The sequence below is a fragment of the Streptomyces sp. RPA4-2 genome (assembly GCF_012273515.2).
Taxonomy (GTDB): domain Bacteria; phylum Actinomycetota; class Actinomycetes; order Streptomycetales; family Streptomycetaceae; genus Streptomyces; species Streptomyces kaempferi.
Window position 1 is genome coordinate 6,097,941 of sequence record NZ_CP050975.2, and the last position, 11,640, is coordinate 6,109,580.

At 64.5% G+C, this 11,640-nt stretch carries 12 protein-coding genes and 2 pseudogenes; 7 read left to right on the forward strand and 7 right to left on the reverse strand.

Going from position 1 to position 11,640, the window contains the following annotated elements:
- Positions 1-94 precede the first annotated feature (94 nt).
- The 4 genes from HEP85_RS26840 (at position 95) to HEP85_RS26855 (ending at position 2,903) form a co-directional block, all read left to right on the forward strand.
- Complete coding sequence (locus HEP85_RS26840) at positions 95-538, forward strand: hypothetical protein (protein WP_168530217.1); 444 nt, start codon at positions 95-97, stop codon at positions 536-538.
- Positions 539-577: 39 nt separating this feature from the next.
- On the forward strand, positions 578-1,000 hold the full coding sequence (locus tag HEP85_RS26845) for a nuclear transport factor 2 family protein (protein ID WP_211118072.1): 423 nt from the start codon (positions 578-580) through the stop codon (positions 998-1,000).
- Between the two features lie 279 nt (positions 1,001-1,279).
- The gene (locus tag HEP85_RS26850; protein WP_168530218.1) at positions 1,280-2,338 is read left to right on the forward strand and encodes a zinc-dependent alcohol dehydrogenase family protein; all 1,059 of its coding nucleotides are present in this window, start codon (positions 1,280-1,282) and stop codon (positions 2,336-2,338) included.
- 118 nt (positions 2,339-2,456) lie between these two features.
- Positions 2,457-2,903, forward strand: coding sequence for a hypothetical protein (locus tag HEP85_RS26855; protein ID WP_168530219.1), 447 nt, complete (start codon positions 2,457-2,459; stop codon positions 2,901-2,903).
- A 679-nt stretch (positions 2,904-3,582) separates the two neighbouring features.
- On the opposite strand, the gene HEP85_RS26860 is transcribed toward HEP85_RS26855, so the two are convergent.
- From HEP85_RS26860 to HEP85_RS26870, 3 genes and pseudogenes are all read right to left on the reverse strand, one after another.
- On the reverse strand, positions 3,583-4,575 hold the full coding sequence (locus HEP85_RS26860; protein WP_248002080.1) for a hypothetical protein: 993 nt from the start codon (positions 4,573-4,575) through the stop codon (positions 3,583-3,585).
- Positions 4,576-4,877: 302 nt separating this feature from the next.
- Positions 4,878-5,285, reverse strand: coding sequence for a peptidase inhibitor family I36 protein (locus tag HEP85_RS26865; RefSeq protein WP_168530220.1), 408 nt, complete (start codon positions 5,283-5,285; stop codon positions 4,878-4,880).
- A 444-nt stretch (positions 5,286-5,729) separates the two neighbouring features.
- Positions 5,730-5,908: pseudogene (locus HEP85_RS26870) on the reverse strand (transposase); the annotation flags it as partial.
- Between HEP85_RS26870 and HEP85_RS26875 the strand changes: the two are divergent.
- Together HEP85_RS26875 and HEP85_RS26880 are read left to right on the forward strand one after the other, a co-directional pair.
- Positions 5,906-6,230, forward strand: a pseudogene (locus tag HEP85_RS26875) (site-specific integrase); the annotation flags it as partial. The pseudogenes HEP85_RS26870 and HEP85_RS26875 sit on opposite strands and share 3 nt — an antisense overlap.
- Positions 6,231-6,298: 68 nt before the next feature.
- Entirely contained in the window at positions 6,299-6,721 is a 423-nt protein-coding gene (locus tag HEP85_RS26880; protein ID WP_168530221.1) for a hypothetical protein, read from the forward strand.
- A gap of 187 nt (positions 6,722-6,908) precedes the next feature.
- Here HEP85_RS26880 and HEP85_RS26885 read toward each other — a convergent pair whose 3' ends face one another.
- The 4 genes from HEP85_RS26885 to HEP85_RS26900 form a co-directional block, all read right to left on the reverse strand.
- Positions 6,909-7,244, reverse strand: a complete 336-nt coding sequence (locus tag HEP85_RS26885; RefSeq protein ID WP_168530222.1) for a hypothetical protein — start codon at positions 7,242-7,244, stop codon at positions 6,909-6,911.
- Positions 7,245-7,338: 94 nt separating this feature from the next.
- Positions 7,339-8,064, reverse strand: coding sequence for a ribonuclease BN (locus HEP85_RS26890; RefSeq protein WP_248002081.1), 726 nt, complete (start codon positions 8,062-8,064; stop codon positions 7,339-7,341).
- 127 nt (positions 8,065-8,191) lie between these two features.
- On the reverse strand, positions 8,192-9,781 hold the full coding sequence (locus HEP85_RS26895; protein ID WP_168530223.1) for an MFS transporter: 1,590 nt from the start codon (positions 9,779-9,781) through the stop codon (positions 8,192-8,194).
- Positions 9,782-9,951: 170 nt separating this feature from the next.
- Positions 9,952-10,170: an SHOCT domain-containing protein gene (locus tag HEP85_RS26900; protein ID WP_168530224.1), complete on the reverse strand. Its 219-nt coding sequence runs from the start codon at positions 10,168-10,170 to the stop codon at positions 9,952-9,954.
- A gap of 224 nt (positions 10,171-10,394) precedes the next feature.
- On the opposite strand from HEP85_RS26900, the gene HEP85_RS26905 reads away from it, so the two are divergent.
- A complete protein-coding gene (locus HEP85_RS26905) occupies positions 10,395-11,378 on the forward strand; it encodes a hypothetical protein (RefSeq protein WP_248002082.1) in 984 nt (327 codons plus the stop codon).
- Positions 11,379-11,640: the final 262 nt, after the last annotated feature.

An 11,640-nucleotide genomic window follows, 5' to 3' on the forward strand; every position in this document is an offset into this window, starting at 1 on the left:
CAGCGAGATGGCGGCATTCTCTGACTTTCGTTGGACAGTGCCTGTCGCGTCCGGCGATTCTGTTAGAAGTTCAACCGATACTGGAGGATGAAAGATGACCTACAAGACGCCCCCGACATATCTGGGAAGCGGCGACCCGGCGCGGCAGCGCAAGGACTACTACCCCCCTTGGCTGGACAATCTGGCCGACGATGTGACGCTGGAGGCCGGAGTCTTCACGGGCACCATCCACGGGGCCGAGGACGTCTTTGCGATTCTGTCCTATGCGCGCACTCTGTACGATTTCCAGGACTTCATCTACATCGGCAAGTACGGAGAGAACGGCTTCGTCGAGGACTACGCGGCGACGGTGGACGGCAAGCCGATCGCCAACATCGCCGTCGTCTACTTCAACGAGGAGGGGAAGACGCAGCATCTCGTGATGAACCACCGTCCGCTGCAGATGCTCAACCACTTCTCCCGGAAGCTGGGCGAACACTTCGCCGGGACAGAGTACGCGAAGTACGTCGCTGACCCGTCGGACGGCGACCGCGACTGAACGGATCCCCGCTCATCTCCGCTGCGATCTGGAGGAAACGTGTCGAGCAATCAGACCATTGTGGACGCCTGCCGGCGAGCATATTCAGGATTCGAGGAGAACGATTCCTCGGACCTGGTGGCCCTCATGTCACCCGAAGTGATCTTCGACTTCCCCACCTCCCTGCCCTATGGCGGAACATTCCATGGGCCTGAAGGATTTCTCGCCTTCTACCGGGACATCTACGATCACTACTACGAGACCTTCACCTACGACGCGCACACAGTGCTCGACGCAGGGACGCACGTGGTCGTCCCCGTCAGGGCCAGGGCGAAGGCGAAGAACGGCCGCACCATGGAGAACGAACACTGTCTGCTGTTCACCGTGAACGACGGCCTGATAGTCAAGGCCCGGCTGTACGCGGACACCGCCAAGGGGCGTGACTCGATCGACGGCCTCCAGGTGTTCCCGGCGGCCTCCTGACCCCCGAACCGGCGCGGCAGACATGGACGCGACATTGTCCGCCGCCGGGAGTTCCTCCGTGACCGGGCGCAGCGACCCCGAAATGCCCGAAATGACAGCTGCATCATCTGAACCAGAGTGATGCGCTGCGGCGAGCGGTCCGGATCACGAAATTCAGCAGGCCGCACGGACGCAGCGCCCTTTTGGGTGCCGGGAATGCCGGCACCAGCATTGTTTTCCCCGATCACCCGCCGAGTTCGTCGGGCGGTGAGAGACGAAAGGTCATTCATGCCTCGGTCCATGCGTGCGCTCGTAGCCGGCAGGGTTGGCGAGCCTGTCGATGTTCTGCGGCTGGAGTCCCGGCCTGTTCCCGTGCCGGAGGCCGGCCAGGCGTTGATCCGTGTGACGGCGACTCCGGTCCACGCCAGTGATCTGCACGTCCTGCGTGGCCGCTACGGTTTCTCCCCCGAATTCCCGGCTGTCGGGGGTCACATGGAATGCGTGGGCCGTATCGAGGCCCTGGGCCCGGACACCGCGGGGCTGGAGGTCGGTGAGCGTGTGGTGGTCGCCGCCGTACCGGCGGTACCAGGGCCCCCGGTGGCCGGCACCTGGCAGGAGTACCTCGTCGCCGACACACGAAGGCTCCTGCCGGTCCCCGACGGCCTGAGCGACTCCAGCGCCTGCCAACTTGCCGTCAATCCGTTGACCGCGCTGCTCCTGGTGACGCGCGTACTCGATGTGCGGCCGGGCGAATGGCTGTTGCAGACGGCGGCGGGTTCCACCGTCGGCCGGCTCGTCATCCAGCTGTGCCGGCACCTGGGCATTCGCACGATCAATGTCGTGCGTCGGCGGGATGCCGTCGAGGAGATCAAGGCGCTCGGTGGGGACGAGGTCATCTGTACCGAGGACGAGGACCTGGTGCGGCGTGTGGCCGAGATCGCGGGGCCGGCGGGCGTGCGCAAGGCCACCGACTGTGTCGCGGGAGTCGTGGGTGCCCAGGTGTCCCAGGCGTTGGCCCCGGGGGGAGAGGTCGTGGTCTACGGCGCGCTGTCCACCCATCGGCAGACCGATCCGGCGGCGCTGACGATCCCGTTGCAGGCCCGCTCGGTGATCTACGAGACCAAAGTGGTCCGTGGTTTCTGGCTGAACCGCTGGTTCGCCACCGCCACGCCCGAGGATGCGCTGCGCGCGCTGTCCGAGGTGCGTGGACTGGTCACTGACGGCGTCCTGAGCATCCCCGAGGGCCGGCCCTTCCCACTCGAACGCTTCGCCGAAGCCCTCGCGCTCGCCGAAACACCCGCACGCGACGCCAAGCCACTCTTCGTCTTCGAGGACGGCACGAACGAGGACGACAGGTAGAACGCGGCCCTGCCGATGCCGATGGTGATGTCGGCGGCGCCGCCCCTCTCGGCCGGAGGCACTGCTCGGCCTGCCGGCCAGACGCATCAGGCCGTTGTCCCGTTTGAAAGGCTGGAAGATGACTGACAAGACGAAACCGATGTATCTGGGCAGCGACGACCCGGCGCGCCGGCGCACGGACTACTACCCGCATTGGCTGGACAACCTTGCCGACGACGTGACGATGGAGGGCTCGGTACTGAACGGGGTCGTCCGGGGTGCGGAGGACGTTCGCACGGTGCTGTCCTATGCGCGCACTCTGTACGAGTACCAGGACTTCATCTACATCGGCGGATACGGCGAGAACGACTTCGTCGAGGACTACACGTCCGAGGTGGGCGGCGAGCCGATCGCCAACATCGCTGTCGTCTACAGGAACGCAGAGGGAAAGACGCACCACCTGGTGGTGAACCACCGCCCGCTGTCGTCGGTCCTGCTCTTCTCCCGCCTGCTGGGCGAGCACTTCGCCGGGACGCGATACGCCCAGTACTTCGCCGCCCCGCCGACCGGTGCGGACCACGACTGAAGAGAAGCTTGCACACGCACGACCTGACGGTGCCTCATGACCTCCGATCGCGATTGTCGTCGCAATCTGCGCTCTGTTCGCAGCGTTCACCTCTGACGCCAGCAAGGCTCGACGGGCTGTTGAGGTCGTCAAGCTGCTGCGCGAAGACCTGCCGCGCATTCGTCGTTGTCACGCGACACAGGAGCGTCGCTAATGGGCTGCGCCCCGGGGTGTTGCAGCTCTCTGTGACCGGACAGTCCGGACAGTGGTTCCTAAAGCCGTCCGGGCTGTTTGTGCAGGTGAGGGACTTAACCGGACAGTCCGGACACCTCCTGCGAGGTCCCTGCTCAGGAGGGCACTCAGGCGCAAACGTTGTGCGGCAACTGCGCGCCCTGCGTTCGTGGTTCGACCCTCAACTTTGAGCCCTTTGGCTCGAACAGCGCTCTACCTGTCTTTCTTTCTCAGGGTCACGCTGGCAAGTGAGACCAGCTCCACAACTGGCTGAGTGCGGGGAGCGCTTGGGGGGTTGCTCGTGGCCTGCGTTCCGATTTTGACGGATAAGGCGGGCGAGTTCTTGGCTTTGGGTCACGCCTCGGTGGAGGTGCAGGCACAGCTCCGCCCAGTGATGGAGATTGTGCCGGGCTTAGAGCTCCGAGACTTGCTGGAGACCTTTTGCGAGCACGCTATGGACCCTGATATGTCAGTACGTGAAGGCAAGACCGTGAGTTGCAGCGATCTGTCCCGAGGCGTACCCGGCATGGAGGTTGAGTGGATTGCCGTCGACGTTCTTCACCTTGAGAGAAGCGCGTATCTGCGTGCACCCGACGAGCTGAGACTTGGTGAGGTGGAGGACGTTTGTTGCGGTCTGGTGATGCTTGGCAGTAGAGATGTTCCACTTCGCCACAGCCCCATTGATGGGATTACCGCACTTGGTTCCATCGGGGTTTTGCGGCTGTGCTTCAATCCAAGTTTCTGCCTGCGTCTTGGAATAATCCGTCGACCCGCCCGCACAGATAGTGGAGCCTGAGACGCAGGTTGTCAGTGCCGCGTCCTGTACAACGGTGATGTTGTCGTCGGCGCCGGACGTGTAGGTGTATCCCAGCGTAGTCTGCGTCGAGCCGCGTGCGATCACAGCAGCGCTAGCGGCGGGCAGCGTCCAGCGTGCTGTTGATGAATAGACTCCGCGGGCCAGTTCCGCACCGGCCGGCACCCGCATCGTCACACTGCGCCCATTCTGGATTATCGTTGAGTAACTGGTCACTGAAAGGCGGCAGTTGTACGTTCCAGCAGTGGGTGCGGTGAACACCCAGCGCAGGGCCGGAGAGACTGAGTCCTCTCCGGGTGGCACCAGATTTGCGGCCCAATACACGCCGGCCTCCGCATCAGCAGGAAGCGCTCCGCCATCGGAAAAACTGCACCGTACCGCCACCGTAGAACCGATGTTGTCCCCGCTACCCAGAGGTGTCACGCTCGCCACCGACAGATTACGCGACCACAGATATGACTTCTCACCCTCTGCGGCGGTGAACAATACCTCGGTTCCCGGAATGTCCCGATACGACGACGCAGTCCGGGTTACCTCGTACTCGAAGCTCGACGAAGCCGCTGATGCCGCTGATGCGAGGGCGGGCACACCTCCGCCGACCAGTACCAGTGATGCAGCCATCATCGAACGTATCCGCTTCGGCACCATTTTGTCCCTATATTAGTTTGTCCGGCTTGCAAGCCGGCGGAGCGGTTCAGTTATGAGATCAGCGCGGGCGGACCCGGATCAGACATACACTGCATGACGGTCCTGGGTGAAGTGGATTGGGTGGTTGCGCTGCGAGATGAAGAAATCTTGGCGACGCTGATCATGAAATCGCCAGCACAGGCGGACCGGTCGTGGGCAATGAGGCCCTCCACTTACCCACGACCACTCCTCGTGCGACGAGACCGTCTTCTGCTTGCCCAGATGGCGAGGTAGATGCCTGCCGCCCCGGACTACATCTACGTTTAGGCTTCTGACCAGTAAGGGCTTCGGCCGCCAGTGCACACGAGTACGGCATCGGAGAAATTACCGCTCGTGTTACTGCTGAAGCCGCCCGCACTGATCGTGCCGTCGGCCACCCACTCCTGGTCCAGGCTGCTGGTATGCCAAAGCACAGCCTTGACAGAGAGATTATTGCGATAGGACATGATTCCGTCGCCATCGATCAGGTTGTAAGAGGCGAGCTGGAAGCACTCGCTGGTTTTTACCGTCCGCAGCCCCATGTTGTTGAAACCGGTGGAGGCGTACAGGCAGACATTGCCCGCCGGACAGGTCTGTGCAGCCGAAGCCGGGGCCGCGGTCGCCACGGCGCCCCCTGCCGCCAACGCAACGGAAGCCAGCAAGGCGGCAGAACTCTTTCGCCAGAATCCCATCGAGAATCGTTCCTCCCCTTAATGATCACGATATGACTGGCAAAGGTTAACAGTCGATAAGTAGCTCAACTAGTGCGTTTCTGGCCTGACGGTTCGCCATTCACGATTCGTGAAGCACTGAGTGCTCCAGGGCTCGCTCAGGGGATTATATGGGGCGAATCATTTCAAATTTCTGATCTTCTCTTGGTTTTCGGCTTCTCGCTGTCAGTCGGGCAGTACTGACCTGACCATCGAAAACCAGCCACGATGGCGGGTACGTCGAACGAGTGCCCGCCGCGTGTGTCTCCGGCAACCTCGCACGGACCTCAGCCACGCTTCGGTGAATACGTCACGGTCCGCCCCCTGACCTGGGCGTCGGCGACGTAGCTGCATAACCCTGAGGCTCCGAGATCTGCTGAGGGAAGGGCGGCTCGTTGGGTGAGGTGGTCGCGATCAGGCGTTGTTTCATTTGGTGAGTCGGCGGTAGTTGATCAGGGTTGCGGCGATGCCGACGAAGGCGAAGAAGTGTTCGGCCTTGCGTTCGCAGTGGCGGTGCATGCGTCGGCATCCGGCGAGCCAGGACATGGTCCCCTCGACCACACCCAGCGGTGACGGCCCAGCCGTTGCGAGGACTCGATGCCTTCGGCACGGCTGCGGACGGGAGCCTCTTCTACAGCGAGCGCGGGGGAGTGGTCGCCTCCTCGACCTACTCGCGCGCTTGGCAAGAAGCCCGACTCCTCGCCCTCCCGCCGGCCGCGGCGGCGTCGCCACTGGCGCGCCGACCGTACGACCTTCGCCACTCCGCTCTGTCCACGTGGCTCAACGCAGGAGTTGATCCGCCCGAGGTCGCAGAGCGTGCCGGAAACAGCGTGGAGGTTCTGCTCGGGCCGCTACGCGAAGTGCCTCGATGGTAGGCAGGAGGTGGCCAACAGCAAGATCGATGGGCTGCTGCGCGAGTACGAGTGATCAGGTGCGGTGTCGTGTCAGTGCCCTCTCCTACGCTGCTCTTTTGGTCGAACGGTTGAGGGACGAGGATGGGCGGCGACGCATGGAGACACACGGGCCCGTATCAGCCTGATCTGGCGGCCGCATTCCGGCAGGCTCAGGAAGAGGAACTGGTGAAGGACAACCACGGCTTCGACGGCCGATCCGTAGAGGAACTGTGGCGCGACCCAACGTGGCACGAGTACATCTTCACCGGTGGGACGGGCACGGCGCTGGACTTCCCCCTCATGATCGTAGCGACGGACACCGACAGCGGTCCGTTCATGCGGCCACTGACTGACCGTGAGGTGCGCGACTGGGCTCGCAGTTGCCGACCCACCTACGCAGAGTGGGATGCCGCCCTCGATCCCGAGCGTTTGGCCTTCCCTGGTCGTGCCCAGGGGAACTGCACGGTGCTCTACCGCGATGGGCGCCCCGTGCAGATCGGCTACTGGGGACGCACCGCCGACTAGAGGAACGGCACTGCTCACCCTGCGCACACGGCTCGGCAGGGCAGGCGCCATGACCGCGGCAAAGTGTCTCTGAACTGGGAAAACGCTCAGGATGCGCTCTCCGCACACGTCCCTCACTCGCTGCTCACTCGGAGGTCGGGTCACCGGGACGGCCGCGGGCGACGCAAGTCTTACTTGGTTGGCAAGTTCATTCAGGCTCCCCATGCTCGGGGATGCCGTACGGCCACGCGTTGGGTGGTGGTCCTATCCGGTCGGGCACGGGGTAGAGCGTCACCTCGACGTCGCCCACCCTGCAGGTCCACCGCTCCTGGCGTTGTAGCGCGGTCCTACCTTCGCGGAGCATGCCGTCGATGACCGGGCGCACCGATTCGCGCAGCGTCTGCCAAGAGCTCTCAGACTCGTAGAACCGTCGGAGTCGGCCGATCCCTGCGGTCAGGTCCTTCGCGGCCTCGTCCACGTCGGGTTCGCTCTGGCCGGCAGCGGCGCCGATGTCGAAGAACGCGACGTACGCCCAAACACCCACCACTCCACTGTCGCGCTGTTTAGGCAAAGACGCATGGACGGTGCACCAGGCTGCAGCTAACGGCGGGCTGCTGGCTGGGTCGCCTCAGCGCCGTTCATGGTCGTGCATGGCGGTCGAGATACAGGCGGCCGACCACCGCTCCCAGGTGGATGACTACGCCCACCGCCACCAGCCAGGACAAGATGATCATGACGATGCCGATGGGGCCGTACTTCTGCTGGTTGGCCACGATTGCCGAGGAGAAGTAGTGGGAGGAGAAGACTCCCAGGCCTGTCCAGCAGGCACCTGTGACCAGGGCTGCCGGAAAGAGGGCGGGCCATCGCACGGCTCCAGCCAGCAGTGTGTGCATGCTCCACCACCAGAACGACGTCGCGAAGGCGAAGCCGACCAGGCTCTGCAGTACTGGCCCGCCGAGTGTTCTGCCCACGGCCGTCTGCGCTACACCGTATGTGAGCAGTGCCGCGAGCCAGTACAGCTGCGTACGGATGTCCCGCCAGCCTCGTGCCGGGACGTCGAAAACCTTCTGGTACCAGCCCTGTAGGACGCTGGCGACAGCCACAGCCCCGAGGACCAGCAGGAAGGCGCTCGGCACCGTGAGTGTGCCTTGTCCCTGACCGGGCGTAAACAGGGACGCCACGGCTTGCGCGGCTGGTCGGTCCAGCCCCAGCCAGCCGGCGACCACAGCGGCGGCGTCGCGGCCTACAGCCGCAGTGATGACGATGAGGAACGGGAAGAAGCACAGGAATGCCAGGGCGGCCAGTTGGAACGAGTGACCGAAAAAGTCGATCGCGGTGAGCTGACTCCACAGCGTGCCCGCCACGCCTGTTCGTAGTCGCTGGGCTGCCGCCCAGCGACTACGGTCCATGCGCATCCGGTTCAAAAACCTGCGCCAGCGTTCCCCGGGTCGGCCGGGGGTCCTGTTGTGACCCTTCACTGGAACGAAGCCCTCAGGCAGCCGAGGTTTTGCGGAGCCGGTCTGTCGGCAGGTGCCGGGTGGACGGGAAGCTGGCGAGCGCGATGCCGGCGGTGGCGAGGACGGCGGCTTTGAGGCTGCCGAGCTGTGCCTCGGCGTACTCGGCCACGAGGGCGTCGGCCTCGGGCTTGCCAAGGCCCGCACGCTCCGCCGCGGCTCGTACCTGGTCGGTGCCGACGAAGCTGACGCCCGCCTCGATGGTGACACCGACCTGTTGACGTGCCGCGTTGGAGATCTCCGGGTTGCCTTCGATCCGTGTAGTGAACACGTGCACCAGTGCCCCGATGAGCAGCGAGCCGATGAGGGCGGTTCCGAGGGAGGACCCCAGGTTCTGAGCGGTGTACTGGAGACCGCCGACCTCGCTGCGTTCCGATTCGCCGACGCTCGATTGGACGACGTTGCCGAGCTGGGAGGCGAGCAGGCCCATACCCGTGCCGAGCAAGGCCATTGCCCATGCGAACGAAAGATCATTGAGGGATGGAGTGATGGTGGCCAGCAGCCAGAGAATCGCCGCGATGAGAATCAGCAGAGCCGTACGGACCACCGTGCGGGGGGAGGCGATCCGGCCGAGCAGGGGGCCGCTCATGGAGACCACGAGCATGCTGATCGACACCGGTAGCAGCCGCAGCCCGGTCTCGAAGGCGCTGAGGCCCTGCACGATCTGGAGGTACAGAGGGATGACGAAGAACAGGCCCAGGAGGATGAGGTTCTGACTGAGCAACGTGGCAAGGCCGGCCCGTAGAGCGGGCACGCCGAACAGCGAGAACCGTACGAGGGGCTCATGCCTACGCGCCTCCTGCCGTCGCTCCCACAACCGGAACAGCCACAGCACGAAGGCCCCGGCAGCGATGACGAAGACGGTGAGGGAGAAGCCGAAGACGGTCACGGGGGAGTTGCGGGGGCGCAGCCAGCCCCAGGAGCTGCTTTGCAGGACGCCCAGCACCACCAGGGCCAGGCCGGTGGAGGACAGTACGGCTCCGACCTTGTCGAGGTGAGGCCGGGAGCCGCGGTGGGGCTGGTCCTCGATCCAGCGCATGCCCAAGAGGATGGCCGCCACCAGCACAACCTCGGCGGCGAAGACCAGACGCCAGGTGAGATAGGTGGTCACCCAGCCACCGACCAGAGGTCCGACCGCGATGCCGGCTCCGGCAAGTCCGCCGATGACCCCGTAGGCGACGGCCCGGTCCCGGCCCTGGTAGGTCCCGGCCACGAGGGCGGCAAGTGCCGGAAGGACCAGCGCCGCACCGAGCCCTTCGATCACGGACCAGCCCAGGATGAGCACCCACAGGGTCGGAGCCACAGCGGTGAGGGCGGAGCCCGTGGCGTACACCATCAGTCCGATGCCGAACACCTTGCGGCGTCCGAGCATGTCCCCGAGTTTCCCACCTGTGATCATGAGGGCTGCCATGACCAGGGTGTAGAGGGTGATGACGGCCTGAATCGCGGTGACCTCGGTGTCGAAGTCCTCGACCAACTGGCTGATCGAGACGTTCATGACCGAGGTGTCGAGCACCATCAGGAACTGGGCGGTACCGAGGATGATCAGAGCCCGCCATCGCCTCACCGCTTGCACCTCCAGAGGTTCCGGTGTGCGTCACGGCTTGTGCGCGCGACCCCTCAGGTCACCATAAAGCAGGCATATCCCCGCTCTCGGTACATCCGTTGCTGAAGATGTGCTGCATCGATGGGACCGCCCTTGAGCTGTGGAGTTTCCTCCTGCGGGGCCTGTGTCGGTCAGTGCAGGATCTTCTCCTTGGCGCGTTGGAATTCCTCGTCTGTGAGGTCGCCCTTGGCCTTGGTCTCCGAGAGCCTCGCAAGTTCGTCGGTCGCGCTTGGCTTGGCGGTGCCGGCGGTCTCGCGGATGTAGCTGTGGAAGGCTTGCTGCTTGGCCTTGGCCTTGGCCTGCTCCGCTTCGCGTAGCCCCATGTTCTTGCCGCGGGCGATGAGGTACACCCCGCCCGCCGTCGGCTGGCGTACGCGCGCCCGCCGCTGGTGCGCCTGCCGACGTGTCGGGCCCGCGTACGCGTCGGCACACGTCGGACGCCCATGGCTGTTGCGTCGATATCCGGCTGCCAGTCGTGCTTTGTGTCGCGCAGGGCGGACCGCCGAACTCATGGAACACTGTCAGTCGTCACGTAAGGTAATTACTCAATCACATAGTGCGACCTGGAGAAGAGATGCGCAGACGCCAACTCAGTGCTGTGGCCTTGGCCGTGCCGATTGTGGCCGTGCTCGGTATCGGAAGCGCCGCGGGCGCGGAACCCCTGGCATCCATCCCGTGCAAGGTCACCGCGCTCAACAACGCGATCGTCGCGGCGAACAACAACACCGGACCGCACACCATCCGGCTCGCATCCAAATGCGTCTACAACGTCACGACTCCGGCGTCGACCGGCGGGCTCGGCGCCAACGCTCTGCCGCGGATCACGGGCACCGTCACCCTGTTGGGTCACAACACCACCATCCGACGGGACCCCGACGCCTCCGACGCCTTCCGCATCGCGCAGATCGACGGTCCCAATGGGCGCCTGACCGTGGACGGTGTCACGGCGACTGGTGGCGGCTACCTCGATTACGCCGGCACCTACCTGCCCACCGACGGAGGGACGCTCATCCTCCGGCACAGCACGGTGACCAACAGCACGGCAAACCAAGGGGGCGCCATTTTCGTCAACCAGGGCAGCACCCTCGAAGTCCATGACAGCGTTCTGCGGGACAGCGCGGCACAGCGGGGAGGCGCCATCTACAACGGGCCGCGCAGCACCACCCTGCTCGACAACACCAAAGTGGAGCGGAATCAGGCTACGCAACTTGGGGGTGGCATCTTCACCGCCGGGGCCTCTCTGACCATCAAGAAGTCGTACATCGGCGGCAATCGCGCTTTCGAGCAGGGCGGCGGAATCTACAACGACCGCGCCCCGATGGACATCTCCTCGACGGCCATCGCCGACAATCGCGCGGGCCAGATGGGCGGCGGTATCGCCAACGACGGCACCAGCACGCTGACGAAAACAGTGGTGCAGCGCAACAGTGCGCTCAACGGCGGCGGCATCTGGCAAGCGCCGTCCCCCAGCGTCCTGAACCTCGTCAACAGCCGGATCGTCGACAACACCCCCAACAACTGCCGGCCTGTCGGCTCGGTCCCTGGCTGTACGTCCTGAACGTCCTGACCGCGGAGCGGGGCACATCGACGGTTCGGCCCTCGGTGATCGGTGATCCGGGGGAGAGGATGGAGGGGGCGGAGCTGTGGACCCCGCCCTTTGCGCCCGATGACCTGGGATGATGCCTCAAGATCCCGTCCACGCCTCGTCCACAGACCCCGACATAGAGCCGCCTCGGGCTGCATCTGCCTGCACATACGCGAAGACCCCGGCCTCAGCGTTTTCGCTGGTGACGGGGTCTTTGGGCACCTCATGAGGGGTG